25 protein-coding genes are annotated in these 26,248 nt (G+C 63.7%); 6 read left to right on the top strand and 19 right to left on the bottom strand.

Going from position 1 to position 26,248, the window contains the following annotated elements; genetic code table 11:
- Window positions 1–94 precede the first annotated feature (94 nt).
- Window positions 95–1,114 carry an N-acetyl-D-Glu racemase DgcA gene (gene dgcA, locus GL4_RS08020; RefSeq protein WP_045366496.1) on the top strand — a complete coding sequence of 340 codons (1,020 nt, stop codon included), beginning with the start codon at window positions 95–97 and terminating at the stop codon, window positions 1,112–1,114.
- Here dgcA and GL4_RS08015 read toward each other — a convergent pair.
- Window positions 1,084–2,373, bottom strand: a complete 1,290-nt coding sequence (locus tag GL4_RS08015) for an MFS transporter (protein WP_052464237.1) — start codon at window positions 2,371–2,373, stop codon at window positions 1,084–1,086. The genes dgcA and GL4_RS08015 overlap by 31 nt on opposite strands.
- A 73-nt stretch (window positions 2,374–2,446) precedes the next feature.
- Here GL4_RS08015 and GL4_RS08010 point away from each other — a divergent pair, with 73 nt between their 5' ends.
- Window positions 2,447–3,469: a hypothetical protein gene (locus GL4_RS08010; RefSeq protein ID WP_045366494.1), complete on the top strand. Its 1,023-nt coding sequence runs from the start codon at window positions 2,447–2,449 to the stop codon at window positions 3,467–3,469.
- Window positions 3,470–4,006: 537 nt separating this feature from the next.
- Here the strand turns inward: GL4_RS08010 and GL4_RS08005 are convergent.
- Both GL4_RS08005 and GL4_RS08000 read right to left on the bottom strand, forming a co-directional pair.
- A complete protein-coding gene (locus tag GL4_RS08005; RefSeq protein ID WP_045366492.1) occupies window positions 4,007–5,080 on the bottom strand; it encodes a glycosyltransferase family 4 protein in 1,074 nt (357 codons plus the stop codon).
- The gene (locus GL4_RS08000; RefSeq protein ID WP_045366490.1) at window positions 5,080–5,910 is read right to left on the bottom strand and encodes a UDP-2,3-diacylglucosamine diphosphatase; all 831 of its coding nucleotides are present in this window, start codon (window positions 5,908–5,910) and stop codon (window positions 5,080–5,082) included. Before GL4_RS08000 ends, GL4_RS08005 begins: the two co-directional genes overlap by 1 nt.
- An 82-nt stretch (window positions 5,911–5,992) precedes the next feature.
- Here GL4_RS08000 and GL4_RS07995 point away from each other — a divergent pair, with 82 nt between their 5' ends.
- Together GL4_RS07995 and GL4_RS07990 are read left to right on the top strand one after the other, a co-directional pair.
- Window positions 5,993–6,871, top strand: a complete 879-nt coding sequence (locus GL4_RS07995) for a fructosamine kinase family protein (RefSeq protein ID WP_045366488.1) — start codon at window positions 5,993–5,995, stop codon at window positions 6,869–6,871.
- Between the two features lie 647 nt (window positions 6,872–7,518).
- Window positions 7,519–8,364 (top strand): fumarylacetoacetate hydrolase family protein, encoded by an 846-nt coding sequence (locus GL4_RS07990; protein WP_045369757.1) that lies wholly within the window; start codon window positions 7,519–7,521, stop codon window positions 8,362–8,364.
- An 8-nt stretch (window positions 8,365–8,372) separates the two neighbouring features.
- Here the strand turns inward: GL4_RS07990 and thiD are convergent, their stop codons facing one another.
- The 14 genes from thiD to GL4_RS07920 all read right to left on the bottom strand — a co-directional run bounded on the left by thiD (window position 8,373) and on the right by GL4_RS07920 (window position 22,782).
- Window positions 8,373–9,194, bottom strand: a complete 822-nt coding sequence (gene thiD / locus GL4_RS07985) for a bifunctional hydroxymethylpyrimidine kinase/phosphomethylpyrimidine kinase (RefSeq protein ID WP_045366486.1) — start codon at window positions 9,192–9,194, stop codon at window positions 8,373–8,375.
- 89 nt (window positions 9,195–9,283) lie between these two features.
- Window positions 9,284–10,018, bottom strand: coding sequence for a cytochrome c biogenesis CcdA family protein (locus GL4_RS07980; protein ID WP_045366483.1), 735 nt, complete (start codon window positions 10,016–10,018; stop codon window positions 9,284–9,286).
- A gap of 9 nt (window positions 10,019–10,027) precedes the next feature.
- Window positions 10,028–10,714 carry an HAD-IA family hydrolase gene (locus GL4_RS07975; protein ID WP_045366481.1) on the bottom strand — a complete coding sequence of 229 codons (687 nt, stop codon included), beginning with the start codon at window positions 10,712–10,714 and terminating at the stop codon, window positions 10,028–10,030.
- Complete coding sequence (gene rpe / locus GL4_RS07970) at window positions 10,714–11,385, bottom strand: ribulose-phosphate 3-epimerase (RefSeq protein ID WP_045366479.1); 672 nt, start codon at window positions 11,383–11,385, stop codon at window positions 10,714–10,716. Before rpe ends, GL4_RS07975 begins: the two co-directional genes overlap by 1 nt.
- Before the next feature lie 2 nt (window positions 11,386–11,387).
- Entirely contained in the window at window positions 11,388–12,644 is a 1,257-nt protein-coding gene (locus GL4_RS07965; RefSeq protein ID WP_244462588.1) for a phosphoglycerate kinase, read from the bottom strand.
- A complete protein-coding gene (gap, locus tag GL4_RS07960) occupies window positions 12,641–13,654 on the bottom strand; it encodes a type I glyceraldehyde-3-phosphate dehydrogenase (RefSeq protein ID WP_045366476.1) in 1,014 nt (337 codons plus the stop codon). The genes GL4_RS07965 and gap overlap by 4 nt, the downstream gene beginning before the upstream one ends.
- A 29-nt stretch (window positions 13,655–13,683) precedes the next feature.
- Window positions 13,684–15,681, bottom strand: a complete 1,998-nt coding sequence (gene tkt / locus GL4_RS07955) for a transketolase (RefSeq protein ID WP_045366474.1) — start codon at window positions 15,679–15,681, stop codon at window positions 13,684–13,686.
- A gap of 41 nt (window positions 15,682–15,722) precedes the next feature.
- Window positions 15,723–16,661, bottom strand: coding sequence for a phosphoribulokinase (locus GL4_RS07950; RefSeq protein WP_045366471.1), 939 nt, complete (start codon window positions 16,659–16,661; stop codon window positions 15,723–15,725).
- 35 nt (window positions 16,662–16,696) lie between these two features.
- Window positions 16,697–17,692: a class II fructose-bisphosphatase gene (gene glpX, locus GL4_RS07945; protein WP_045366468.1), complete on the bottom strand. Its 996-nt coding sequence runs from the start codon at window positions 17,690–17,692 to the stop codon at window positions 16,697–16,699.
- A 211-nt stretch (window positions 17,693–17,903) separates the two neighbouring features.
- On the bottom strand, window positions 17,904–18,824 hold the full coding sequence (locus tag GL4_RS07940; RefSeq protein WP_052464234.1) for an ABC transporter permease: 921 nt from the start codon (window positions 18,822–18,824) through the stop codon (window positions 17,904–17,906).
- Window positions 18,821–19,813 (bottom strand): ABC transporter permease, encoded by a 993-nt coding sequence (locus GL4_RS07935; RefSeq protein ID WP_045366465.1) that lies wholly within the window; start codon window positions 19,811–19,813, stop codon window positions 18,821–18,823. Before GL4_RS07935 ends, GL4_RS07940 begins: the two co-directional genes overlap by 4 nt.
- Window positions 19,814–19,858: 45 nt before the next feature.
- Window positions 19,859–20,485 (bottom strand): hypothetical protein, encoded by a 627-nt coding sequence (locus GL4_RS07930; RefSeq protein ID WP_045366462.1) that lies wholly within the window; start codon window positions 20,483–20,485, stop codon window positions 19,859–19,861.
- A 171-nt stretch (window positions 20,486–20,656) separates the two neighbouring features.
- On the bottom strand, window positions 20,657–21,202 hold the full coding sequence (locus GL4_RS07925) for an SRPBCC family protein (protein ID WP_045366458.1): 546 nt from the start codon (window positions 21,200–21,202) through the stop codon (window positions 20,657–20,659).
- A gap of 26 nt (window positions 21,203–21,228) precedes the next feature.
- A complete protein-coding gene (locus GL4_RS07920; RefSeq protein WP_045369752.1) occupies window positions 21,229–22,782 on the bottom strand; it encodes an ABC transporter substrate-binding protein in 1,554 nt (517 codons plus the stop codon).
- A gap of 160 nt (window positions 22,783–22,942) precedes the next feature.
- On the opposite strand from GL4_RS07920, the gene bioD reads away from it, so the two are divergent.
- Window positions 22,943–23,575 carry a dethiobiotin synthase gene (gene bioD / locus GL4_RS07915; protein WP_045366455.1) on the top strand — a complete coding sequence of 211 codons (633 nt, stop codon included), beginning with the start codon at window positions 22,943–22,945 and terminating at the stop codon, window positions 23,573–23,575.
- Window positions 23,572–24,921, top strand: a complete 1,350-nt coding sequence (gene bioA, locus GL4_RS07910) for an adenosylmethionine--8-amino-7-oxononanoate transaminase (protein WP_045366452.1) — start codon at window positions 23,572–23,574, stop codon at window positions 24,919–24,921. Before bioD ends, bioA begins: the two co-directional genes overlap by 4 nt.
- Here bioA and GL4_RS07905 read toward each other — a convergent pair.
- The gene (locus GL4_RS07905) at window positions 24,907–25,653 is read right to left on the bottom strand and encodes a methyltransferase domain-containing protein (protein WP_052464233.1); all 747 of its coding nucleotides are present in this window, start codon (window positions 25,651–25,653) and stop codon (window positions 24,907–24,909) included. The two genes, bioA and GL4_RS07905, sit on opposite strands and share 15 nt — an antisense overlap.
- Window positions 25,619–26,248 (bottom strand): alpha/beta fold hydrolase, encoded by a 630-nt coding sequence (locus tag GL4_RS07900; protein WP_045366449.1) that lies wholly within the window; start codon window positions 26,246–26,248, stop codon window positions 25,619–25,621. Before GL4_RS07900 ends, GL4_RS07905 begins: the two co-directional genes overlap by 35 nt.

The following is a 26,248-nucleotide window of genomic DNA, read 5'->3' as shown; positions in this document are numbered from 1 at the left end:
TTGGCCTGGCTCAGAATCTAAGCTTCTTTGTGGCATTCGGCGCAAATGGCAGCGGAACCGTTTTGGCCGAAAACAACGGAGAAATAAAGCTGCGATGGGAAGCGAACCCGCCGAGTGTATTGGCGACGGCAAGCCGCTGACCCTTTCGGTTCGCGTGCAACACTGGCCTATTCGCGGCAATTTTACCATCGCGCGCGGATCGAAGACGGAAGCAGTCGTGGTTCTGGCCGAGTTATCCGACGGCAGCGCGACCGGCCGGGGCGAATGTGTACCCTATGCCCGCTATGGCGAAAGCGTCGACGGCGTGGTCGCGGCGATCGAAAGCCTTCGGCCGGAACTCGACTGCGGCCTCGATCGCTCCCGCCTCGCAGAGCGCCTACCGCCTGGCGCCGCACGCAACGCGGTCGACTGCGCCTTTTGGGATCTTGAAGCCAAGCAGACGGGCCGGACGGTTGCAGAACGCGTTGGGCTGGCGCCCCTTAGGCCGGTCCCGACCGCTTACACAATCTCATTGGGGGAGCCTGCCGTGATGGCGGCACAGGCGCGCGAGGCTTCCGCTCATCCTTTGTTGAAACTGAAGCTGGGCGGCGACGGCGATGCAGACCGCATGCGCGCCGTCCGCGATGCGGTGCCCGACACCCGCCTGATTGTCGACGCCAACGAGGCGTGGGCCCCGCACCAGGTCCAATCGCTTCTGGCCATGGCGGCCAAGACCGGAATCGAGCTAGTCGAGCAACCTCTTCCGGCGGACAACGACGCGCTGCTTGCCGATGTCGCCCACGACATCCCGATCTGCGCCGATGAATCCGCTCATGACAGCCTTTTGCTCGAACAGCTTGTCGGCCGGTATGACGCGGTCAACATCAAGCTCGACAAGGCGGGCGGCCTCACCGAGGCGTTGCGCATGTCCGATCGGGCGCGGTCGCACGAGCTCAAGATCATGGTCGGCTGCATGGTGGCCACATCGCTGGCGATGGCGCCCGCCATCCTCGTCGCTCAGACGGCGGACTGGATAGACCTGGACGGCCCGCTCCTGCTCGCGCGCGATCGGGACAACGGGCTCGCGTTCGCGAACGGAGACGTCTACCCGCCCTCGCCAAAGCTTTGGGGTTGAGCGTCCGAACCCAGGAGCTCCGGCTTCGCGTGTTCGACGACGATCCCGCCGTGCCAGCGCTGGCTGAGCCACATCGCGGCCAGCGTCCCGGCCGCGGCGACAACCGCCATGACCGCATAGGACTCCCCGCCGAGGCTCGCGTAGAGCGGACCGCACAGCAACGTGGCCGTGCCCATGACTAGGCCGGCCACCACCGCCGAGAACAGGCCCTGCGCCGTGGCGGAGCGGTCCTCAGGAACCGCGTGGGTCAAAAAGTGGATCGCGGCGAGATGCGCAGCGCCGAAGCTCATGGCATGCAGCGTCTGTAGGATCGCCGTTGCCCACAGCGGCGGATCGAACGCCATCAGGGCCCAGCGAAGCGCCGTCATGAAGCCGGCCAGAATCAGGAGCCGCGTCGAACCGATGCGGCCGACAATCCGACCGGACACGGCGAACAGCAGCACTTCCGCGATGACGCCGATCGACCACAGCGCGCCGATCGTGCCGCCCGAGAATCCTTGCGCACGCCAGTGGAGCGAACCGAAGGCGTAGAGCATGGCGTGGCTCCCGTGCACGAGGCTGGTCGCGACGAGAAACAGCAGGAACAGCGGCGAGCGCATGAGAGCCGTAGCGTCTGATAAGCGCAGGCGCCGCGGCGGTGCGCCCTCGCCGATTGATTTGGCGCGGCGTGTCACGGCAAGGTCCTGCGGAATGAAATAGGTGCCGACAATCATCAACACGGTCGCACCCATCAGCAGCTGCACGACGAGCCCTGCCCCGGCCTGCTGGATGACCATACCGACCCCGAGACTGGCTGCGATGAAGCTGAGCGAGCCCCAAAGCCTAACCTTGCCGTAGTCGAGCCGGGCGCGCCGGATTCCGGTTATCGCAATCGTTTCGGTCAACGGCATCAACGTGGTCGATGCCAAGGCGACGAGAACCATGGCGAAGAACATTTGCCAGAACCCGTCCGAGACCCAGAGTGCGCCATAAGCGATCAACGACCCCCAAGCCGACAGGATCAGCACGAAGCGCCTGTCTCCCAGACGGTCCGCGACGAAGCTGATCGACGGAGCGATAAAGATGCGTCCGAACAGCGGGGTCGCGAGCAGGATGGCGATCTGATCGGGTGTGAAGCCGCGCCACTCCAACCACACCGGCAGATAAGGCAGGTAGCAGCCGATGATCAGGAACAGGACTGCGTAGAGAAAGCCCAGACGCCAAGCGAGCGCACGGCGCGTCGCCTGTGTGGCAGTCTCAGGTGGCGCGAAGCCGTCCATGATCGTTAACCATTCCCTTTAGGACGATGACTACCTTCGGGTGCACCATCGAATCAGATAGATTGGTCGCACCATGCTGAACCGCGCAAATGGCGCCGCACAGGCCCTGTCTCAAAGCGACGGCGATCCGCAATCCGCCTCCGCCGAACATGCGGAATACGCAGCACTCGAGACGACGCTGAAAGGGTCTGAACTTGGCCGCCGATTCCTGGCGGACTATGCGCGCCAGCATCCGACACCGGAAGTCAAATTGCTGCTAGATGCCCTCGTCCGGCTCGAGTCCGCTTCGGCCGCGCCGGAACGCACTCGCCAGTCGCATGGCCTCGTATCCGAGCTGGTGGCAATGAGCGAAACCATCAGCGACCTGCGGCGGGAGATCGGCGAACTCCAACGCGCGGACATCCCGTTTTCCGATCCGATTGCGGCTCCGTGCGCCTTCGAGCAGATTATGGAGGCTTCTGCCCGCGCGACGTCCGATGTGCTTGAGGCACTGGAAGAGATCCAAAGCGTTGCAACCGCGCTGCGCGATCAGGGCGTGGCGCTCGACTGTTGCGACAGGCTGGACGAACGCGCAGCCGACATTTACACGGCCTGCGCCCGGCGGGAGATCGCGGGACAGCAGACGGCCGATGCCTTGAACCTCCTGCGCGACATGGAACGCCGCATTGATGCGCTGGTCGAGGACTGGAGCGACCACGAGGCTCAAAACCTCTTGGACGCCGCGAAGGCCCTGGATGTGAGTGAGGCGTTCGAAACGGCGCCACTACCGTCACGACCCGGCGTCGTCACCGTAGACGATAACGAACCGGCTCTCGACGAGCAGCACCAAGATGAGCCGGAGCAGGTGTGTGATGAGCCCGCGCCGCGGCGGACAAATCGCCTCGTACCGGACGAAGCTCTCTCAGCGCCTGCAAATGACGTAGCCCCGGCTGAAGATGCCGCTCCTGCAAGACTGCCGGCGCCGACAAGGCTCCCCGTGCCCGTCGAACCGCCGGCACCGGACCTTCTCTCCGATGGACCGCGCCCCTTCGAGCGGCCAGAGCCTCTGACCCTTGAAGCGCTTGTAGCATCACAACGCGCGGCGCTTTTCGGATGATTGTTATATCAATTATTTCAATGTGTTAGGCGCATATCGGGAAAAATCGTATGCCGGCACTTGAAAGCCGGTAGGCCCCTGCCCATTTCTGGGGAGACGCAAGATCCCCCAACGCGTCCCCCAAACTGACGCATGAAAATGCGAACGGCCCGGTTCCCCCCACCGGGCCGTTTTCTTTTGCGTGAGTGCAGGTACCGCCGGAGCGGGAAAAAATTATTCGACGGGCTCTTGAAAGCCCGCTGGCACCGAACCATCTCAGCAGCGACGCAAGATCCCCCAACGCGTCCCCCAAACTGACGCATGAAAATGCGAACGGCCCGGTCCCCCACCGGGCCGTTTTCCTTTGTGCCCACGCAGATGCTGCCGGAGCGGGAAAAAATTATTCGGCGCGCTCTTGAAAGCCCCATGGCACCAAACCATCTCAGGGGAGACGCAAGATCCCCCAACGCGTCCCCCAAACTGACGCATGAAAATGCGAACGGCCCGGTCCCCCCACCGGGCCGTTTTCTTTTGTGGGGTCGTGTGCGGAGAGGCTGACTAAGCCGCCGTTTTCTTACGGATCAAGCGGCTGGGGCGCAGGCGGGGCAAGAGACGCCGCCGCTCGGGCAGACCGAGATTGTGGGCCGCCAGCACGTTGTCCAGAAACTGCTGTGCCGAGTTTTCCCAGCTGAAGTTCAAGGCATGGGACCGGGCATCCTCGCCATTGAGGTCCAGAGCCTGCAGCGCCGCCGTCCGAAGGTCGTCATGGAGCACACCGGCGGCCGGATCGGTCACCACGTCCTTAGGCCCGTGCACGGGATAGGCCGCGACCGGGACCCCGCATGCCAAGGCTTCCAAGAGAACGAGGCCGAACGTGTCGGTAAGGCTGGGAAAGACGAACACATCGCCGGAGGCGTAGGCCGCGGCCAGCTCTTCGCCTTCCTTGGGACCGGTGAAGTGCACATCCGGGTAGGCGCGGCGAAGCTCGGTCAGCTGCGGCCCGCCGCCGACAACAACTTTGCGGCCCGGCAAATCGAGCTTCAGAAAGGCCTCGATATTCTTCTCGACGGACACGCGGCCCACATACATGAAGACGGGCCCGTCCCCGAACAGCCGCACGTTTTGCGGCCTGAACAGGTCTACATCGACGCCACGTGTCCAGCGCATCATGCGCTTGAAGCCCTTGGCCGCGAGGTCCTCTTCCACCGAAGGCGCGGCCACGAACATGCCGGCGCCGCTATTGTGGAAACGGCGCTGGAAGGCATAGCACCAGGATTCGGGCACAGGCAGGCGCGCCGAGACATATTCGGGGAAGCGCGTGTGATAGCTGGTGGTGAAGGGCCGCTTGTTCTTGCGGCAATGTCGGCGCGCCAAAAGACCGAGCGGTCCTTCCGTGGCGATATGAACGAAGTCCGCCCCGACGCTTTCGATATAGCGGTCGACCATTCCCGGGGTCGCCAGCGCGAGCCGGATCTCAGGATAGGTGGGGCAAGGAAGCGTGCGGTACTGCGAAGGCACCAGGAAGCTGATTTCCGCGCCAAAATTGGGAATTTCCTGCGCAAGCCGCTCGTAGGTGCGCACAACTCCGTTGACCTGGGGGTACCAGGCGTCGGTGACGACGAGAACGTGCATTAGGCGGCCGCCTCAAGCTCCTTGGAGGAAGTCTCGGGCTCACGCACACCAGTATGGGGGTTCCAACGGATGATCTGGAAGACTCCTTCTTCGGTCTCGACGACTGCCGTGCAGCTCTCGACCCAATCGCCCGTGTTGATATAAACCACGTCTTCGACCTGACGCATAGCGGCATGGTGAATATGTCCGCAAATTACGCCTTGGGCGCCGCTCCGGCGCGCTTCCTGTACCAAAGCGTGCTCGAACTCTCCAATAAAGTTTACGGCGCGCTTGACCTTGTACTTCAGATAGGCCGAAAGCGACCAGTAAGGCATGCCGAACCAGCGGCGCACCGCGTTCAGGTGGGTGTTGAACCACAGCGCGGTCGCATAGCTCCAATCACCCAGGAAGGCCAGCCACTTGGCGTAGCGCACGACCACATCGAACTCGTCGCCATGCATGATGAGGTATCGTCGGCCGTCCGCGCCGGTATGGACGGTCTGGCGCTCGATGGCGATCCCGCCAAACTGGGATCCGCAATACTCGCGCATGGCTTCATCGTGGTTGCCGGGAATGTAGACGAGGTCGGTGCCTTTGCGGACCTCGCGGAGAAGCTTCTGCAGGACGTCGTTGTGGGGCTGCGGCCAATAAACCCCGCGCCGGATGCGCCAGAAGTCTACGATGTCGCCGACAAGATAAATCTTCGGCGCCTTGTGCGTCTTCAGGAAGTCCAGAAAGGCTTCTGCTTGGCAAGCCTTGGTGCCAAGGTGAATGTCTGAAATAAAAAGAGCACGATAACGCTGGACGCCAGCGTCGGACGGCTCCTCTTCTTCCCTGCGGGTGTCCAACATAGTAAATCGGCGAATAAGCTGGTTTTGTATCAGCGTTGTGACATCGCACACGATCTGTGTACGACCAAAAACCGCACTTAAAATGGACGATCCCGAGGCCCTGCTAAACCATCGCCTGGACACGATTCTCGGTGCCAGCGTGGTGTCCCGCGCGCGCCTTTCGGCCGGATTCGGTTTGACCGGAATAATGGCCACACTGAGCGACGGACGCCGGGTTGCCGTCAAAGCGCGCGCAAGCGAATCGGTGCCGGGGCCCAGTCTTGCACTCGAAGGCGCCATGCTTGCCGATCTGGCGCGCCTGTCCGACCTGCCCGTGCCGCATGTCTACGCGGCCGAGGCCGATCTCCTGGTCATGGACTTCATCGACAATGACGGCGGTTCCATAACGCCCGCCGTGGAGCGCCACGCCGCAACGCTGATCGCGGCGCTGCATGCAATACCGCGCGATCAGTTTGGGTATGACTACGACACCCTGATCGGCCCCCTGCATCAGCCGAATCCTCCGAGTGACACGTGGTTGCCCTTCTTCCGCGATCATCGCCTGCTCCATATGGCGCAGGCCGCGCGCGACGAAGGGGCCCTGCCCCACCCGCTCTACGGCCGGCTCGAGCGGCTTGCGGGCCGTCTCGGCGAGTATCTCGCCGAGCCCTCCCATCCGAGCCTTCTCCATGGCGACCTTTGGACAGGCAATGTGCTGGTCAGGGGCGATCGCATCGCCGGCTTCGTTGATCCGGCCATCTATTGCGGACATCCAGAGATCGAGCTGGCCTTCACCACCATGTTCGGAACGTTCGGCCGCGCATTCTTCGACGCCTATGAGGAGATTTTGCCGCTAGAGCCCGGCTTTCACGAGGTGCGGCGGGACACCTACAATTTGTATCCGACGCTCGTGCATGTGCGGCTGTTCGGCGGCAGCTATGTCGCGGCTGTCGAGCGAACCCTGGCGAAGCTCGGCGTGTAGAATCGAGGGTTGCGGCAGCGGCGATCGCGATTGGGCAAAAAAGAACCGGCCCGGGCAAAGCCGGGCCGGTCTTCCCTGCGAACGAGCCGAAAGCTAAAGGCCTGTGGCCTTTATGAGGTCTCGACTCGCCCCCCCATTTTGTTCCTGAGCCGTCGCTCGAATTCCTCGCGGTGTCACCCGCTTCGTTCTTCTCCCGGAGAAGAAGGCCCCCCAGCCCGTCCCCCGTGGTGTGATGAAAAGCTAGCCCATGCCGGCGCCGCGCTTCAACAAAGCGAAGGCCCTCGAATGCACTTCACTGTCGCAGTGTTGCGGAAATGCAAAAGGCGGCGTTTTCGCGTGCGAAACGGCTGTATTTTTTGAGTATATTCAATGCGTTATGGATTCATCGCGAACGCGCAGCCACGGCGTCTCTGTCCGAATATTGGTCGCGCTGGAGGCTCGCCCGTGCCCTAAATGGGGGAAATCTTTCGACAGTCATGTTGCAATTGCGCCACGGCATCCTGTTAGCGGCGCCTTTGCGTTCGTTACAGCGGCATTCAATCGTCCATATCGATGGCTGCCGCGGACGCGCAGAAATTCGTCTTCCTGGCGTTGCACGCCTGATCGCCATGTGCATCATGCGCCAAACATTCTCGCGGGGGGAGACGATGAAGCTCGTACGTTTTGGTGAATTCGGCCAGGAGAAGCCCGGCATTCTGGATGCCAATGGCGGCATTCGCGACCTGTCCGGCATCGTGGCCGATATTGCAGACGAGGTCCTTACGCCGGCAGGTTTGAAGCGCCTGCGCGAGATCGACCCGCAGTCCCTGCCGCTGGCCGAGGGCAATCCCCGCCTCGGCGCTCCGGTCGGCAATGTCCGCAAGTTCTTCGGCATCGGGCTGAATTATCGCGACCACGCCGAAGAGACCGGCCTGCCGATCCCGGAAGTACCTATTGTTTTCGTCAAGGCAACCTCGTCCATTTGCGGCCCCAACGACGATGTCTTGGCGCCGCCGGACTTCAAGCGCATGGACTATGAGGTCGAGCTCGGCTTCGTCATTGGCAGTACCGCGAAACGCGTGCCCGTCGAGAGCGCGCTCGACTATGTGGCCGGCTATTGCATCGGTAACGACGTCTCCGAGCGTAGCCTGCAAAAGGGCGGCCCTGGCGAGTGGATCAAGGCAAAGAGCTACGAGACATTCGGCCCGCTCGGTCCGTGGCTCGTCACGTCGGATGAGATTCCGGATCCGCAGAATCTCGATCTCACCATGGATCTCAATGGCGAGCGCATGCAGACGGGCAATACCTCGACCATGATCTTTTCCGTGGCCGAACTCGTCAGCTATATCAGCAAGTACATGACGCTGGTTCCCGGCGACGTCGTCGTGACGGGCACGCCGCCAGGCGTGGGCATGGCGCGGAATCCGCGCGTGTTCCTCAAGCCCGGCGACGACATGGTGCTCCGCATCTCGGGCCTCGGCGAACAACACTCGGTCGTGGTCGCCGAAAGCTAGACGACGCTCTACTCCGGCTTGGGCCAAACGGCGTGGAAGTGGTGCAACGGCCCTGCGCCCTCGCCCACGTGGAGTTGGTCCGCGGCGATGATCGCGGCCGTGACGTACATCTTGGCAAGCTTGACGGCCTTTTCAACCGTCTCGCCCTTGGCGAGTTCGGCGGCAATCGCCGACGATAGGGTGCAGCCCGACCCGTGTGTGTTTCGGGTCTCGTGACGCGGGGCTTCGATCCGTTGAACGCCGCTCGCGTCGGCAAAAATGTCGAGCGCGGTTTCGGCCATGGATTCACCGCCGGTCAGAAGGACGGCATCCGGTCCAAGGGCTCGCAGCCGCTCCGCGCGGCCTTCCATCATCTGCTCCCGGCTCTCCGGCGGCTCTCCGAGCAAGGCTGCGCACTCCGCGAGATTGGGTGTGGCAATGGTCACGCGCGGCAAGAGCCGGTCCCGCAGGACCCCGACTGCGTCCTCGTCGAGCAATAGATCGCCACTCGTCGACACCATGACGGGATCGAGCACGACAGGAACGTCCTCGAACAGGTCGAGGCCTGTCGCCACCGCCTCCACGGTCTCGGCCGTGGCGAGCATCCCGATCTTGATCGCCCCGACATCGAGATCGCGTGCGACGGCCTGCATCTGCGCCAGCACGAACTCGGGCGGCACGGCCATGACATCGTCGACGCCGAGCGTGTTCTGCGCGGTCAGCGCCGTAATCGCGCTCGCGCCATAGACACCGAGAGCTGAGAACGTCTTCAGGTCGGCTTGGATGCCCGCGCCACCCGAGGAATCCGAACCGGCCACGGTGAGTGCGATCAGGGTTCTGTCTGCTGTCATTGTGTTCGTGGTCCCCGAAAGTCAGTGAGTAGCGCGCCGCTCTGGCACAGATCATCACGCTGGATGCCGGCGACGTGGGCGCCGAACGATCAACCAATCGTCGCCAAAGACGGGAAGGTTTGCAGGATCCAGCCCGCGATGAGAGTCATGGAGTTCGTCAGGAAAAGAATGCCGGTCAAAACGAGAAGGCCGCCCATGATCTTCTCGACCTTCCCCAAATGCTTCTTGAAGCGCTGGAGGGCCTTCATGAACGGCTTTATGGCGACGGCGGCCAAGATGAAGGGAATGCCGAGCCCCAGCGAGTAGACGAACAATAGGCTCACGCCTTTGCTCACGGTCTCTCCGCCGGCAGCTACCGCCAGAATCGCGCCGAGCACGGGCCCGATGCAGGGCGTCCAGCCGAAGGCGAAGGCAAGGCCGATGATATAGGCGCCGAACAGGCCGGCCGGACGCGTGTCGGCATGGTAGCGCGCCTCGCGATGGAGAATGGGGATGTGGATGACCCCGAGGAAATGCAGGCCGGCGATGATGATTACGACGCCCGCGATCTTCGACAGGATCGGCAGGTTGGTCACAACGATCTGCCCCAGGACAGTCGCCGTGGCGCCGAGAATCACGAAGACCGTCGTGAAGCCCAGGACGAAGGCCACAGAGGACAAGACTACCGTCTGGTACACATGCGCCGGCGTTTCGTCTTCGCCCGTGAGCTGGTCGAAGGTGGTGCCGCCGAGAAAGCAGAGATAGGGGGGAACCAGCGGCAGGACGCATGGGCTGAGAAAGCTCAGAAAGCCCGCGAGTAGCGCGCCGTAATAGGTGACATCCATGGGCTTGTGCTAGTCCGCTTCCGGGGCGAGAGCAAGACCGCCCACCAAGTCGTGAAAATGGTTGATGACGGCGTCCGGCTCGAGCGTCGCCACCGGGACCGTGGAGTAGCCATACGAGACGAGAACCGATCGCAGCCCGGCCGCGCGCGCCGTTTTCAGATCGGTCTGGCTGTCGCCGACTAGGAGTGTCGTGTCCGGCTGCGTGCCGAGCGCCTGGATGAGCTCGAGCGCGCTGGCGGGGTCGGGTTTGCGCGGACGCCCGTCCTTCTCGCCGTGCACCACCTTGAACAGCCCAGCGATCCCGAGGCCGTTCAGGACATCGTGGGCAATCGGCTCCATCTTGTTGGTCAGGACGGCGCACTCGATATCCGCCGCGTTCAGTGTCTCGAGCGTCTCACGAACGCCGGGATAGAGTTTCGAATTTTCGAAGGGAACGGCGCTATAGTGCACCAGCAGACGCGCGAAGGCCTTCTTGTGCTCCTCTTCGTCGAGAGTCACACCATGCGCGGCAAAGGCACGATCGACCAGCTTCCTGAGACCGTTCCCCACCATGCCCTGGACGACGTCCTCGGGGTGTCCTGGCAGACCGAAGTCGTCCAAGGTTCTCTCAATGGCCAGCGCGAGGTCGCCTACCGTGTCCGCAAGCGTGCCGTCGAGATCGAAGATGACGGCCTGGCACGGCTGGAGGTGTGACATCAGGCGGCGACGCCCGCCATGGCCGCCTCGCGGATGGCTGCGATGTTCTTCGCATAGTCGCCGTTCTTGAAGACGGCGGAGCCCGCCACGAGTGCGTCGGCGCCCGCCTCGGCGACGAGCCCGGCCGTGTCGACATTCACGCCGCCGTCGACTTCCAGGTGGATCGGCCGCTCGCCGATCATCTTGCGGATGGCGCGGATCTTGTCGAGCTGCGCCGGGATGAAGGTCTGGCCGCCGAAGCCCGGATTGACGGTCATCACCAGAACAAGGTCGAGCTTGTCGAGCACATACTCTATGGCGCTCTCGGGCGTCGACGGCGTAAGGCTGACCCCCGCCTTCTTGCCGAGGCTCCGAATGTGCTGCAACGACCGGTCGAGATGTGGCCCGGCTTCCGCGTGCACCGTGATGATGTCGGAGCCGGCCTTCGCGAACGCCTCGAGATAGGGGTCGCACGGCGCGATCATCAGATGCGTGTCGAATACTTTGTCCGAGTGCGGTCGAAGCGCCGCGACCACGTCAGGCCCGAAGGTGATGTTCGGCACGAAGTGACCGTCCATGACGTCGAGATGGACCCAGTCGCATCCATCGCGGTCGATCGCCTCGACTTCCCCGCCGAGTTTGGCGAAATCAGCCGACAGGATCGACGGCGCGATGACGATCTCGCGCGCCATGGTCAAGCCACCGCCGACTGAGGCGGCGTTGCGCCGCCCGCCAGAACCACAACGCCCGGCAATTGCTCGCCGGCGAGCCACTCGAGGAAGGCCCCACCCGCCGTGGAGATATAGGTGAAGTTATCCGCCGCGCCTGCCATGTTGAGCGCGCGCACCGTGTCGCCACCTCCAGCGACGGAAATGAGCTTTCCCGCTTTCGTGCGGGCGCCCGCTTCTTGCGCGAGCGCAAAGGTCGCCGCACCAAAGGGTGCGATTTCAAACGCGCCGAGCGGGCCGTTCCAAAGAATTGTGTGGGCGCCTTCGAGCTTCTCGATCAGGAGGGCAACGCTCTTTGGCCCCCAGTCCAGGGCCAACGCTTCTTCCGGAATCTCATCAACGCCGCACTCGGATGTTTCGACGCCTTCGGCCAAGCTGTTCGCGACCACCACATCCACGGGAAGCACGATCTCGCAACTGGACGCCTTGGCTTTCTCAGTGATCTCCTTGACGGTGTCGACGAAGTCCGGCTCGCACAGAGACTTGCCTATGTCGATCCCATCGGCAAACAGGAAGGTGTTGGCCATGCCGCCGCCGACCACGATTATGTTCATGCGCTGCGCCAAATTGGTCAGCACCTCGATCTTCGTGGAGACTTTGGCGCCGCCGACCACGGCCATCACAGGAAGCTTCGGGTTTTCAAGCGCGGCGCTCAAGGCATTGATCTCCGCCATCATCGCCATCCCGGCGTAGGCGGGCATCAGACGCGCGATGGCCTCGACAGAGGCATGAGCGCGGTGGGCGCAGGAGAACGCATCGTCCACATAGATGTCGCCCAAGGCCGCGAGCTGCTTGGCGAAGCCGACGTCGTTTTTCGTTTCGCCGGTGTGGTAACGCAGGTTCTCGAGCAGCGCGACGTCGCCGTCCTTGAGCGATGCGATGCCCGCCTCGACCTCTGGACCAATGCAATCATCGAGGAACAAAACGTCCGCCCCCAAAAGCTCGGTGAGCTTCGTGGCGACGGGTTTCAGCGACGTCTCAGGCGAGCGCTCACCCTTGGGACGGCCGAAATGCGACATCAGAACGACTTTCGCGCCGGCCTTCCGCAGGGCTTCGATCGTCGGCAGGACACGTTCGATCCGCGTCGCGTCAGCGACAGCGCCATCCTCGACCGGCACGTTGAGATCGGCACGGACGAGGACACGCTTCCCCGCCACATCAAGCCCATCGATGGTCTTGATGCTGGCGAGGTCGATGTCCGCCATGCCGTTCCCTGAGGTCATAGCAAGCGTCCCATCGCAACCGCGGTGTCGCTCATGCGGTTGGAGAAGCCCCATTCGTTGTCGTACCAGGCGACGACGCGGCAGAACGTGCCGTCGATCACTTGCGTGCCGGTCTCGTCAAACACGGAGCTGAGCGGGCTGTGATTGAAGTCCGACGACACGAGCGGCTTGTCGTTGACGCCGAGCACACCGAGCAGCGGCGCCTTGGACGCAGCTTCGGCGACGGCCTCGTTGATCTCGTCGGCGCTCGTCTTGCGGCCGGCCTGGAAGGTGAGGTCGACCAGGCTGACATTCGGCACGGGCACGCGGATGGATGCGCCATCGAGCTTACCCTCCAGCTCAGGCAGGACCAGACCGACTGCCTTGGCCGCGCCTGTCGAGGTCGGGATCAGGTTCGCGGCGCTCGCGCGGGCGCGACGCGGATCCTTGTGGAGTGTATCCACCGTACGCTGATCGCCCGTATAGGCGTGGATCGTGGTCATGTAGCCGCGCTCAATGCCTACCAGCTTGTGCAGAACTTCGGCCACGGGAGCGAGGCAGTTGGTTGTGCAGGACGCGTTGGAAACGACGACGTCGGCCTCGGTGAGCTTCTGGTCGTTGACGCCATAGACCACGGTGAGGTCGGCGCCCGAGCACGGCGCGGACACGAGCACGCGCTTCGCGCCCGCCTTCAGGTGCTGCGCAGCGGCTTCGCGCTTGGTGAAGCGGCCAGTACATTCCATGACGATGTCGACGCCAAGCTCGTCCCACGGCAGTTTCTCGGGATCGGGCTCGGCTAGAACCGCAACGTCCTTGCCATTGACGCGGAGGCTGCTGCCGTCCACGGAGATCTCGCCGGGGAATTTGCCGTGTACGGTATCGTACTCAAGAAGCAAGGCGTTCATATCGGCCGAGCCGAGATCGTTGATCGCCACGAAGTCGAGATCGTCGCGGCCGGCCTCCATGAAGGCCCGGAACGTCAAACGGCCGATCCGGCCAAATCCATTAATGGCAACGCGTGGTGTGGCCATAACCTCCCTACCCTTTACGTATCTATGACTTAAACAATGAGATCGCGCGCCGCGGCTGCCACAGCCTCGGGCGTGATGCCGAAATGCTTATAGAGCTCTCCAGCCGGGGCGGAAGCACCAAATCCGCGCATCCCGACGAAGGCCCCCTTCGGGCCCAGCCATTCCTGCCAGCCGAACTCGACAGCCGCCTCCACGCCCACGCGCGGCGCCGACCCCAAAACGGCGTCCCTGTAGGACGGCTCCTGCGCCTCGAATAGCTCCCAACAGGGCATCGAGACGACCGCAGCCTTGACGCCCTCGCCGGCGAGCAACTTCGCCGCCTCGACAGCCAGCGAGACTTCCGATCCGGTCGCGAGCAAAGTCACGTCGCGTCCGCCGTCAGGCTCGATGAGGACGTACGCCCCTTTGGCGCAGAGGTTCTCGTTGGTCGGCGCCGACCGCAACAGCGGCAGCCCCTGGCGGGTCAACGTCATGATCGCGGGCGTCGACTTGGACTTGAGCGCGATGTCCCAGCACTCGGCGCATTCGACCGAGTCCGCCGGGCGCATGACGTTGAGATTGGGAATGGCCCGCAGCGCGGCCAATTGCTCGACCGGCTGGTGGGTCGGACCGTCCTCGCCGAGACCGATGGAATCGTGAGTCATCACATAGACCACACGCTGCTCCATCAACGCCGACAACCGGATGGCTGGGCGGCAGTAGTCCGAGAACACCAGGAAGGTGCCCGCATAAGGCACAATCCCGCCGTGAAGGGCCATTCCGTTCATTGCGGCCCCCATCGCGTGTTCGCGCACGCCGTAGTGAATGTAGTTCCCGGAAAAGTCGCCCGTCTCCACGATACCATGCTGTTTCGTCAGTGTGCCGACGGAGCCGGTGAGGTCGGCAGAACCGCCGACGATGCCCGGCACGACGGGAACGAGGCGCTCCAGCACTTTCTGCGAAGACTGCCGCGTGGCGAGTTTGGCGCCCTCGGCCGCAAAATCGGCCTTGATGCCGGCAACAGCCTCCGAAATGGCCGCCGCCACCTTCGTATCCACGGGGTCGACAAGATGGGTGCGCTCGTCCGCATCCAGTTTTCCGGCCGCTGCCGTCCAGCGCTCGAACGCGGCCCGGTTGCGCCGGCCCGCCTCGCGCCATACGGCAAGGATCTCGTCAGGCACCACAAACGGGGGATGCGGCCAACCCAACGCTTCGCGTGCGCCGGCGATCTCCTCATCGCCCAGCGGCGAGCCGTGGGTCGAGGAAGTGCCTTGCTTGTTGGGCGCGCCGTATCCGATCACGGTGCGGCAAGCGATGATGGAAGGCTGGTCGGTGACGTTGCGTGCGTTCTGAATAGCGAGCGCTACCGCTTCCGGATCGTGACCGTCCACGGCCGCCGTATGCCAGCCGGAAGCGCCGAAACGCTGCAGCTGATCGTCGCTGACGGCAAGATCCGTCGATCCATCGATCGAAATCTGATTGTCGTCGAACAGGACGATCAACCGCCCGAGCTTCAAATGTCCGGCCAAGGAGATCGCCTCCTGGCTGATGCCTTCCATGAGGCAGCCGTCGCCGGCCAGGCAGTAGGTGAAGTGGCTGACGATGCCGTCGCCGTAATGGGCGTTCTGCAGACGCTCGGCGAGGGCCATGCCCACCGCGTTGCCGATCCCCTGCCCCAGCGGGCCCGTCGTCGTCTCGATGCCGGGGGCATGACCGTATTCGGGGTGACCTGCGGTGCGCGCGCCGAGCTGGCGGAAGCGCTCGATCTCGCCAATATCCATGTCCGGGTAGCCGGTCAGGTAAAGCAGCGCATACAGCAGCATGGACCCGTGGCCAGCCGACAGCACGAAGCGATCCCGGTCCGGCCAATCGGGATGGGTGGCGTCGAATTTGAGAAATTGCGTGAACAGGACCGTGGCGACATCGGCCATGCCCATGGGCATGCCGGGGTGGCCGGAATTCGCCTTCTGCACCGCGTCCATGGCAAGCGCGCGGATCGCGTTCGCCATATCCTTATGTGTCACATCCGCCACTGCCTGATCCTGCATCGATGGCCCCTAGCCCCGTGTTGTTGTGACGCGTCCGACGCCTAGTAGGCGCGAACACCCATCGCCGCCTTGACCGCGTGATAGCCCACGAGAAGCTGGGTCAGCGCCAGCGGGTGGCTCTTATTCGCGCCATTGGCTCCGTTGGCGATGTCGATACGACCGACCTGGTCGCGCAAGTGACCCGCCTCCGGGATGAGATTCCAGAGCAGATCCTCGATCCGCTCGGCTCTCTTGTCGGAGATATTGCCGTTGATCTCAAGTACGTCGACGGGTTTTCCATCCCTATCGCGCGCCAGCTCGAGATGCAGGCCCGCATTGCTGTTGCCGTCGAACAGCGGCGAGAAGTCCGGGTGCGGCAATGTGGGCCGCAAAAGATGCCGCACGCTGAGATGGGTGTCGGTGTCGTCCATCTCCTGGGGCGGCAGGAACCGGATGACGATATCGGCGAAGGTCCTCTGCGGATGGATGAACTTCGAACTGTCGCGCTTGCGCCGTTCGAGCGAGGCGACAACGTCCTCCAGCTTGTAGTTCCGCTTGGTCGTGTCGCGGTGGATCTTCCATTTGATCCTCAGGTCGTCGACCGGATCGAGGTAGATCTTGACGTCATAGCAGTCCCGCATGGCGCGTGTGCTGTAGCCGAGCAGACCTTCGACGATCACAAACTCGGTCGGTCTGAAATAGCGCGGACGCCCCAGTGTTCCGTCGTGGTGGCAATAGACAGGTTTCAGGACCGGCTCGCCTTTGCGCAAGAGCCGCAGGTGCTGCTCCAGGATGTCGATGTAATTCGCGCGCGGGTCGAGGGCGGAAAGACCGGCATCATTCCGCTCCTTCCGCGAGTAGCAGTGGTAATCGTCCGTGCAAAAGACCGAGCAATGCTCCTCGCCCAGAATCTGCGCGACTCCGGCCGACAAGGTCGTCTTTCCAGACGCAGAATCACCCACGATTCCGAGGATGATCGGATGATCTACTCGCTTGGGCATATTCCTTCCCAGGCGTCTCCAACCGTTATGGCTTATTAGGCGACGTCGCGAGCCGCCACACTCGCAAGGCGGTCGGTCGGCAGATAGCTCGTCATGATCTGCCGTTCGCCCGTCGCCCCGGTTATCATCATTGTCTGCACTTTGTAGTGCGATTTTCCGCGCTCCACGCCTTCGAGCATAAGGCCCGTGGTGATGCCCGTCGCGCAGAAGAACACGTCGTCCGAGGTTATGAGTTCGTCGCGCTGGTACCAGCGCGTGGTGTCGATGCCGGCGTCGTGCACGGCCTGGGTCTCCGTCTGGAGCTGAGGATCGAATCGGGCCAGAAACTCGCCCCCGATGGCGCGGACTGCGCAGGCGGACATGATGCCTTCCGGAGTACCGCCCGTTCCCATCAGCGCATCGATCGACGAACCGGGTACGGCCGCCATCAAAGCGCCGGCCACGTCGCCTGCCGGATACATCGCCACGCGGGCGCCTGCCGCCAGGATCTCGTTGACGAGCTCGCGGTGGCGCGGCTTCTCCAGAACGAAGACGTTCAGATCGTAAATATCCTTGCCGAGAACCTTCGCCAGCTCCTCGAGCTTCTTTCCCGTCGGCCAGGACGGGTCGATCTTGCCGCGCGCGGGCGCCGAGGCCACGAACTTCTCCATATAGAAAGCGGGCCCCGGGTCCATCATGGCGCCGCGCGGCGCGACCGCCAGAACCGCCAACGCGTTGGTAAGGCCGCGGACGAGATAGCTGGTGCCCTCGACCGGATCGACGGCGATGTCGGCCTTGAAGGCCGCCCCGGGGCGTCCCAGGCGCTCGCCTCGATGCGGCTGCGGGGCCTCGCCGGCCGTGGCCTCGCCGATGACAACGACGGCGTCGACGTCGATCTGCGCGAGCGCGGCGCGCATGGCTTCCAACGCGGCATTGCCGCCGTCGTCCGCGTCGCCTCGGCCGATCCAGTTGAAGGCCGCGCAGGCCGCACTCTCGGTCACACGGCGCAAAGAAAAGATGAGATCCGGATTGGCCGGGCTCGGGGTCTCCATGACGTCTCCTCCGCGGTGCCTGCGAGGCGCTGCTCTCAGGGCTTAGCTCTTGGGGGGTTCTGCCGTTCGCAGGCCGCCCGGACGCGTGTCCGGGCTACGCCATGGCGCCACTCCCCGGGCGACCAGGCTCGCGCCTCTGTATATCTTATGGGTCGCCATTGCCCAAATTATCAAGCGCTTTGGCCGTTTTGCCCGCCATTTCAGAGCAGGGTCACCCCGAATGACGGCGCGGATCCAGCCAATCGCGTAGGCCGTCCCCGAGGACATTGATTGATATCAGCACGGCGATGAGAACCAGGCCGGGTATAACCGTCACCCACCAGCTGCCGGCGAACATGAGATCGTAGCCGGAGCGGATCAGCGTGCCGAGCGACGGCTTCGTGACCGGCATGCCGAGGCCGAGAAAGGACAAGGCCGCCTCGGCCATGATGGCTCCGGCGACCTGCGTCGTGGCCACGATGATCAGGGGCGAGAGGCTGTTGGGGAGGATGTGGCGGCGCAGAATGATCCAATCCGTGTCGCCGACCGCGCGGGCCGCACGCACATAATCCTTGGTGGCCTCAACCAGCACCGCCGCCCGCGTCGTCCGGGCGAAAATGGGCCATTCCGCAAGGCCGATCACGACGACCAGCAGCGGCACCGCGAACAGGCTGAGCGCTTCCCCGCCGAGCCCGGCGCGAACCAGCGCCATGGCGACGATCGCCATCATCAAGGTCGAAAGGGCCAACTGGATATCGGCCAGGCGCGTGACGATGGCGTCGATCCGGCCTCCGAAATAGCCCGCGAGCAGGCCCAAGGTCACGCCGATCGCGGCCTGGATCAAAACCGCCAAAATGCCGATCAGGAGCGAGATGCGGGCGCCGTAAAGGATAGCGCTGAGGAGATCGCGCCCTTGCGCGTCGGTCCCCAGCGGAAAGCGTGCCTCGCCGCCTTCCAGCCACGCCGGGGGCAATTCGGCGTCCAGAATGTCGAACCCGGCAAGGTCGAACGGGTCCTGGGGAGCGATCACCGGCGCCGACAGAGCCGCGACCGCGATGACGAGCAGCACGATGAAGGCAAGTCCGACGCCCGGGCGCCCCCGCGTGAAGGCAATCAGTCCGTTCGTCCCGCCCGCCGCGGGAGACGCGCTCATCGTGCCCCCTCCAGACTGACGCGCGGGTCGAGCGCCAAACTCAGCAGGTCGACCAACGTATTGACCACCACGAACAGCAGCCCGACGAGCACGAGATAGGTCGTGATCAGGGGAATGTCGGAGCGCGTCACGGCTTCGAGAAACAGAAAACCCATGCCGGGCCACTGGAACACGGTCTCCGTCAGGAGCGTGTAGGCGACCAGCGTGCCCACTTGCAGACCGCCCACGGCCACGAGGGGGAGAAGCGCGTTGCGGAGCGCGTGGACGATCCAGACGCGCAAGGGTGAGGCTCCTTTGGCCCAGGCCGTCCGCACATAGTCATGCCCCAACTCGCCGAGCATGGCGCTGCGCACCAGCCGGACGAACAATGGCAGCATGATCGAGGAGAGCGTGAGCGCCGGCAGCAGGAGGTGTTCCAGACCGTCGCGCGTGAGGAGACCGGTGGTCCAGGGTCCGATGGCGACAGTCTGCCCACGTCCGAACGCGGGCAGCCACCCGAGCCATACGGAGAACACCGTGATGAGCACGATGCCGGTGACGAATACGGGGATGGAGATCCCCAGCACACTCAATCCCAGAACCAGCCTTGCGCCGAGCCGATCGGGCCGGACGGCACAGTAGACGCCTGCGGGAACGCAGAAGAGCAGCACGATCAGGCTCGCGCCCAGCACCAGTTCGAAACTGGCCGGAAACTTGGCCAGGACCACCGCGACGGTCGGCTTCTTGTAGATGAAGGACGTGCCGAGATCGCCTTGTGCGGCGCGTCCGAGATAGTCGGCGAACTGGACGGGCCACGGGCGGTCGAGCCCCAGCTCCTTACGCAACTCCGCGCGCTCCGACTCCGAGACCACCTGCCCCGTGAACTCGCGGACCGGATCGCCGAGGCTCTCGCGCACCGCAAAGGCGATGACCAGGATCGCCAGCATGACGAGAAGCGCCTGAAAGAAGCGCCGCGCCAGAAAGGCAAGAGCGGAAAGCAGGCTACCCATGCCGGCGCGCCCCCAGATCGGGGCGCCGCATCGAGCCGAACATGCTCAAGGCCGCGTCAAACCAAAGCCGATGGATGCTGCCACCAAGGCCTGCCATGGCATGAACATCACGTGGGGCATGCGCAGCATGGCGGCCGGGTAGAGCATGATGCCCGCCACCGCGCCGGCGAGTACGATCAGGCCCCAATTCCGGGGCTGCCGGATCGCTGCCGCCGGAATTCCGGCGCCGAAGGCCGACAGGCCCGCGCCGACAGCACCGGCAACCACGCCCCCGATAATGAGTCCAGAAGCTTCGCGGGTCGCCTTGGCGCCCGTCTCGGTGCCGAACGCACCCGAGCCGATCAGGAATTGATAGAGATCGTTGGCGGTGTTCACGGCCGCGAGCCAGCCGAGGAAAACCAGCACGGCCGTCAGAAGGCACTTGCTCATCTCGCGCGAAACCCAGGCCCACATGCAGGCGGCAATGCCGATCGCGAAGGCGAGACCCGCATGCAGCGGGCTGCTCGCCGTGTTGAGGATCAGCCCGTCTTCCTCGAGACGGATCGACGGCAATGGCGAGGGTAGGCTCGAGATTAGCCCGGTCAGGATTCCGACCGAAGCCATGGCCAGGACGACACGCGCGCGCTTGGGCAATCGCGGCTGGGTGTCGTCCTTCAGGAAATCCCAAACCATTACCTTTAGCGGGCAATGCCAATGTCGCTGCCGCGCCCCCCTGAGCTGTCGCCGCTTGTAGCCGCCCGCGCGTGGCTGCGCGCATCGGCGAACCACATGATGCGACTATAGCCTAGGCGCGGATATCAGACCAATTGACCTGCAATGCTGCGGCCGCAATCTGAGCCAGGCTCAGGACTGTTCCGAAACGGTTTTTAGCTGGGAAAGGCCCTTATCGATGTCTTTACCCATCATGCCGAGGCCGTCGAAGACGACGCAGAACGCCTTTTCCATGAAGTTGTGCGTCCCATGCATCGCCCAGGTGACCTCGGTCTGGTCACCCTCCGTTTGGTCGGTTTTGGGCGTGAAGCTGAAATCGGAGTTGGTGCCGCCCTCGAACGGCCGGGTGAAGGTCACCGCGAGATCGACGGCCTTGTCGGGCTCGCTTTCGACGATTGTCATCTTGCCGGCGCCGACATTGTCGTCGCCGTCCCAAGTCATGGTCGCGCCCTCTCCGGCCTCCGGACCCTCGAAGGCGACTTTGGCGTCGGGATCTAGCTTCGCCCAGGGAGACCAAGCCTCCCATTTCTGGAGGTTGTTGACGTGACCGAAGACCGCGCTTGTGGGCGCGGCGATAGTGACCGAGCGTTCGATCCGGTATTCGTCGGGCTGGAGCGCGACGTAAATTGCGAAGGCGCCAATCAGCACCAACAGCACCAGCAGAATTTTCTTGAACATGACCGTTCCCTCCCAGAACGCGCGACCTAGTCGATCACGAGGTCGGCAAGATAGGGCATGTCTATGGCATTCACGACGGGCGCGATATTCACATTCTTGCGCGCAGCCCACGCCAGGTGTTGCCATTGAAGGGGGAGCAGCGCCGCGTCGTCGGCAAGGATGCGCTCAATCTCTTTCAGGACTTCGGCGCGGGCTTCCGGATCCGTCATGGTCTGCGTCTGCATCGTCAGCCGGTCCACTTCAGGGTTTGAATAGGCGCCCGCGTTGTATTGGCCGTACCCCGTCGTGGCATCCGGCGTCATGGCCAGGAACTCGTAGAAATTCGCCGAGTCTTGCGTATCCGACTGCCAGCCAATCATCAGGATGTCGCCGTCGCGCTGGTCGAAGCGCTGCCAGTATTGCGCTTTGGGCATGGTCTGCAGGTCGACCTTGATGTTGATCTTGGCGAGCATCGCGGCCACCGCCTCGGCAATCCGGGCATCCCCCACGTAGCGATTGTTGGGGGCGATCATGGTCACCGAGAAGCCGTCCTCGTAACCGGCCTCCTTCATCAGCGCCTTGGCCTTCTCAAGGTCGTACGGGGGCTTCAGAGCGGGATCGTGTCCCGCGTAGCCTTCGGGGCTGAGTTGCCCTGCGGGCGTCGCGAAGCCGCGCATGATCTTCTTCGCGATCCCTTCCCGGTTGATGGCGTAGCTCATGGCCTTGCGGACGCGCGGGTCCTTGAAAGCCTCGACGCGATCCTGGTTCAATTCGAACGTGAGTATCCGCGTCGACGGCATGGTCACGAGCGTGCAGCAGGACGCGGCCTCCAAGCGCCTAAAGTCTGTGGGCGGAACGGGCGCGATGAAGTCGACATCGCCCGCGAGCAGCGCGGCGACTCGGGTCGCGGGCTCCTTGATCGGCGTCAGCACGATCTTGTCCACGTTGCCGGGCGAGTCCTTGTCCCAATAATCGTCGACGCGCTCCAGCTCGAGCCGGATGCCCTGCTCGCGCTTCGTCACGCGGAACGGACCCGTCCCGCTGATATTGGCAGAGGCGAAGGACGCCCCATGTTTCACCACCGCGTCTTTCGGCCGGCCATTCTCGTCCGTGCCTGAGTAGAACACGCGGTCCATGGGAAAGATGTAGGTGGCTAGGTTCAGCGTGAGCGGGTACGGCGCCTTGGTGACGATGTCGACGGTATACTCGTCGACTGCCGTTGCCGATTCAAAAGGCTCATACAAGGCTTTGAAATCTGGACTCTTCTTGAGGCGCTCGAAAGTCCACACCACGTCGTCCGCGGTCAACTCCCGCCCCGAGTGAAACTTGACGCCTTCCCGCAAATGGAAGCGCAAGGTGACGTCGTCGATTTGCTCCCAGCTCTCCGCCAGGCGCGGCTCGAACGAGTTGTCTTGCCGCCGGCGCACCAGCGGATCGAAGACCAAATGCGACAGCTGAAGCGTCGCGCTGGCGAGCTGCTCATGGGGATCGAGCGAGGTCGGATCGGCGTCGTAGGCCATCCGCAGGGTCTTGCCCCCGGCGGTCGCGATGGTAGCGGAGCCCAGAAGCGCCACGAGAAAGAGCGTCAGAAATCGGGTCATGGATGCGGTTTTTCGCTCAACTCGGCGCTTGCCGTCCAGACCGAAAAGCATCTAGGCCGCGATTTTGACCGCCAAACACACGGCGCGCCTCCCCTTGCCTCCTGTGCCCTGCTGGATAAAAGTCCCCCACCCGCGCCCGAACAACGCTAGGAGTGCCGCATTGTCCGGCTTTTTCGTTACAGGCACAGACACCGAGGTCGGCAAGACGCTGGTCTCGGCCTGGTTGCTGACCCAGCTCGACGGGGCCTATTGGAAGCCGATCCAGGCTGGCACCGTACCGACCACGGACTCGGCGACCGTTCAGCAACTGGCCGAACTTCCCGTCAGCCGTGTCCTTCCCGAGGCCTATCTCCTGCCCGAGCCAATGGCGCCCCATGAATCGGCACGCCGGGCCAACATCGCGCTGGACATGGAGAAGATCAAACTGCCTCCTCACGATGGGCTCGTGGTCGTCGAGGGCGCTGGCGGCTTGATGGTGCCGATCGTGGACGGGACCTATATGATCGATCTGGCGGATGCGCTCGACCTGCCCATCATCCTTGTCGCCCGCTCGACCCTCGGGACGATCAACCATACGCTGCTGTCGCTGGAGGCAATCCGGCGCCGGGGGCTGCCGCTCGCGGGCGTCGTCATCAGCGGGTCCGAAACGCCACATAACCGTGCGGCCATCGAACGCTTCGGCAAGGTCGAGGTGATCGCCGAGATTCCTCAACTCGAGACGGTGAACCGCGACACGCTGAAAGCCATCGAGCCGGAGCTCGATCTACTCAAACTCGCAACGGTAAGGCCGTGAACGAACACTCAAATCTACAGGGCTCCCAGTCCGCAGAAGAAATTATCGCGCTCGACAAGCGCCATGTCTGGCATCCCTACACGCAGCACGGCGTCGAGGTCGAACCGCCCGTCATCGCGCGTGCCAAGGGCGCATCGCTGTTCGACGCGGACGGGCGTGAAATCCTGGACATGATCTCGTCCTGGTGGACCTGCACGCACGGGCACGCCCATCCCAAGATCAACGCCGCGCTCGCCCGTCAGGCGGATACGTTGGAACACATCATGTTCGCCGGTTTCACCCATGCGCCGGCAGTCAATCTCGCCAAGGCGCTTTCCGACCTGCTGCCCGACGATCTCAACCGGGTGTTCTTCACCGACGACGGCTCCACCGCCGTCGAGACCGCCATCAAGGTCGCCTACAAGTCCTGGGTCAATCGCGGCCAGACCCGCCGGACGCTGGTCGCCTTCGACGGCGGCTACCACGGCGACACGCTCGGCGCGATGTCCGTCGGTCGCAGCTCGCAGATGTTCGGGGCCTTCAAGGATCTGATGTGCGACGTCCGCGTCGTGCCCTACCCCGCTACCTTCGAGGGCGACGATGCGGTCGAGGAGCGCGAGGCCGGCGCCCTGTCCGCGCTCGAAGCGCTTCTGGCGGACCACAAGCAAGACATCGCGGCGTTGATCATCGAACCGATGATGCAGGGCGCGGCAGGCTTGCGCATGTGCCGCCCGAGCTTCCTCAAGCGCATGGTGGCCATGGCGCGCGCCGCCAATGTGCTGGTCATCTTCGACGAGGTCGCGACCGGCTTCGGCCGAACCGGGAAACTGTTCGCCATGGAGCATGCGGACGTCACGCCCGACATCGTCTGCCTCTCCAAGGGCCTGACGGGTGGATACATGGCGCTCGCGGCCACGGTCGTGCGCGACCGGCTGTTCGATATCTTTCTCGGACACGATTTCGACCGGGCCCTGCCGCACGGGCATTCGTTCACGGGCAACCCGCTGGCCTGTGCGGTGGCACTGGCCTCGCTCGGCCTCTTCGAGGAGGAGCAAACCATGGCGCGGATCACGCAGATCAATGCCCGCCACCGGACCGTGCTCGACGTGCTGGCGGCACGGCCCGACGTGATGCGGCCACGGACACTCGGATCGGCGCTCGCCTTCGACTTCGGCAACGACACCCAGTATCAGTCGGACGCGAGCTTGAAGCTTCGTGCGTGGTATCTGGCGAACGGCCTCAACATCCGTCCCATCGGCTCGACGGTCTATCTGATGCCGCCCTACTGCATCACCGATGACGAACTGGCCCGCGCCTACGCCACCATGATCGAAGGGATGGACCGGCTGGCGTCAGGGTCGCTCTAGGCGCCCATAGACGATGTGCCAGGTCACACGGCCGCCAAAGCGAATATTGGTCGCGCGGATGGCCCGGCGCAGCGCGCCCGCGGAGAGCGGGTCGTAACCGTCGCGGGGATGAAGACCGCCCACAGCCTGCATACGCCGGAGGAAGGAAAGTGAATCCTTATCGGGCGTTAGGTGCGCTTCTTCGACCACGCCGGGCAGCTCCGGCAGATGAGGCGTGCCGCTGGGCAGACCTTCGGTGGCGAGCACGGTGCGCCACTCCGCGAAGCAGTCGGGACCCAGCGTCGCGAACAAGAGCACGCCGCCCGGCGCGAGCCGGCGCTGCAAGCCATGGAGCACAGCCACCGGATCGTTCAGCCAGTGGAGCATCATGCTGGTCGCGATCAGATCGAGATTGTCGTAAGCGATGGGCCCGGCCGTATCCATGACCTCGTAGGAAACATTCGCGCCTGTTCCCTCGATATTGTCACGGCAGGCTCCGATCATACCGGGGGCCGCGTCGGTCAAATGAAACGCGCCGTCTGGGTAGCGCGCGACGAGATGACGGCTCAGCAGCCCCGTCCCGCAGCCGAGCTCCAAGACTGTCGGCGCTTCGAGATCCGGAAGATGCTTTGCAAGCTTCGCGGCAACATCGGCCTGCAGCCCTGCATGCGCTTCGTACACGTCCGCCTTCGCGCCGAACCGTGCCGCGACGGCGGCGCTACGTCGAGACAGAATTGGCGAATTCAACGACATGGGCGGCGCACCACTCCGGAAACTTGATCGGCAAGACATGCCCACCCACGGGCTGCCACACCACATTCTCCCTGCCCCAGATGGCCTCGGTCATCGCCGGCGGGACGATGACGTCGTCTCTGGTTGCAAGGCTAAGAACTGGACATCTAAGGCTTTTCCGAATGTCCTCTGCGTCCCACTGTATTAGCCAATCGAGCCCTTCGCGCAAGCGGTCGGGCTTCAAAGCCGAGGGTGGCGCGAACCCAGGCGCACCGCAGGATCCCCAGAAAGCCTCCATGGTGCCGGCCGGATCGCGATCGATGCCCCGCTTCAAGGCAACGACCCGGGACTTCGGCACGTGCGGACAATAGCGATCGAAGCCCTGGATGGACACCAGCCCCGCGAACCGTCCACCGCCGTTCTTGAGCAACCACAACACGCCGAGCGAATGTCCGACCGCGATAGCGTCCTCCGGCCAGTCCGGAACGCCGGCGTTCCCACCGCTGCCAACAAACCCAAGGTCGACCGCAGTCGTTTCGGCGTCGCCAAGTTGCGCGATCAGGGGCGTCCAGATCGATGCATTGAACCCCCAACCGTGAACGAGAACGAAATGCAT

The organism is Methyloceanibacter caenitepidi (genome assembly GCF_000828475.1).
In the GTDB taxonomy this organism is placed as follows: domain Bacteria; phylum Pseudomonadota; class Alphaproteobacteria; order Rhizobiales; family Methyloligellaceae; genus Methyloceanibacter; species Methyloceanibacter caenitepidi.
The sequence above is the reverse complement of the archived record's forward strand: the minus strand, read 5'-3'. Positions and strand labels throughout refer to the sequence as shown.

Coding starts and splice junctions, on each gene's coding strand:
- GL4_RS07940 (WP_052464234.1), bottom strand. CDS start 18,824: ATGAGCGCGTCTCCCGCGGCGGGCGGGACGAACGGACTGATTGCCTTC.
- thiD (WP_045366486.1), bottom strand. CDS start 9,194: ATGACAGCAGACAGAACCCTGATCGCACTCACCGTGGCCGGTTCGGAT.
- GL4_RS07950 (WP_045366471.1), bottom strand. CDS start 16,661: ATGCCCAAGCGAGTAGATCATCCGATCATCCTCGGAATCGTGGGTGAT.
- tkt (WP_045366474.1), bottom strand. CDS start 15,681: ATGCAGGATCAGGCAGTGGCGGATGTGACACATAAGGATATGGCGAAC.
- GL4_RS07990 (WP_045369757.1), top strand. CDS start 7,519: ATGAAGCTCGTACGTTTTGGTGAATTCGGCCAGGAGAAGCCCGGCATT.
- GL4_RS07930 (WP_045366462.1), bottom strand. CDS start 20,485: ATGGTTTGGGATTTCCTGAAGGACGACACCCAGCCGCGATTGCCCAAG.
- rpe (WP_045366479.1), bottom strand. CDS start 11,385: ATGGCGCGCGAGATCGTCATCGCGCCGTCGATCCTGTCGGCTGATTTC.
- GL4_RS07980 (WP_045366483.1), bottom strand. CDS start 10,018: ATGGATGTCACCTATTACGGCGCGCTACTCGCGGGCTTTCTGAGCTTT.
- GL4_RS07905 (WP_052464233.1), bottom strand. CDS start 25,653: ATGTCGTTGAATTCGCCAATTCTGTCTCGACGTAGCGCCGCCGTCGCG.
- GL4_RS07920 (WP_045369752.1), bottom strand. CDS start 22,782: ATGACCCGATTTCTGACGCTCTTTCTCGTGGCGCTTCTGGGCTCCGCT.
- GL4_RS08015 (WP_052464237.1), bottom strand. CDS start 2,373: ATGGACGGCTTCGCGCCACCTGAGACTGCCACACAGGCGACGCGCCGT.
- gap (WP_045366476.1), bottom strand. CDS start 13,654: ATGGCCACACCACGCGTTGCCATTAATGGATTTGGCCGGATCGGCCGT.
- GL4_RS07965 (WP_244462588.1), bottom strand. CDS start 12,644: ATGACCTCAGGGAACGGCATGGCGGACATCGACCTCGCCAGCATCAAG.
- GL4_RS07925 (WP_045366458.1), bottom strand. CDS start 21,202: ATGTTCAAGAAAATTCTGCTGGTGCTGTTGGTGCTGATTGGCGCCTTC.
- GL4_RS07975 (WP_045366481.1), bottom strand. CDS start 10,714: ATGTCACACCTCCAGCCGTGCCAGGCCGTCATCTTCGATCTCGACGGC.
- GL4_RS08005 (WP_045366492.1), bottom strand. CDS start 5,080: ATGCACGTTCTCGTCGTCACCGACGCCTGGTACCCCCAGGTCAACGGA.
- GL4_RS07900 (WP_045366449.1), bottom strand. CDS start 26,248: ATGCATTTCGTTCTCGTTCACGGTTGGGGGTTCAATGCATCGATCTGG.
- GL4_RS08010 (WP_045366494.1), top strand. CDS start 2,447: ATGCTGAACCGCGCAAATGGCGCCGCACAGGCCCTGTCTCAAAGCGAC.
- GL4_RS07995 (WP_045366488.1), top strand. CDS start 5,993: ATGGACGATCCCGAGGCCCTGCTAAACCATCGCCTGGACACGATTCTC.
- glpX (WP_045366468.1), bottom strand. CDS start 17,692: ATGGAGACCCCGAGCCCGGCCAATCCGGATCTCATCTTTTCTTTGCGC.
- GL4_RS07935 (WP_045366465.1), bottom strand. CDS start 19,813: ATGGGTAGCCTGCTTTCCGCTCTTGCCTTTCTGGCGCGGCGCTTCTTT.
- GL4_RS08000 (WP_045366490.1), bottom strand. CDS start 5,910: ATGTTGGACACCCGCAGGGAAGAAGAGGAGCCGTCCGACGCTGGCGTC.
- dgcA (WP_045366496.1), top strand. CDS start 95: ATGGGAAGCGAACCCGCCGAGTGTATTGGCGACGGCAAGCCGCTGACC.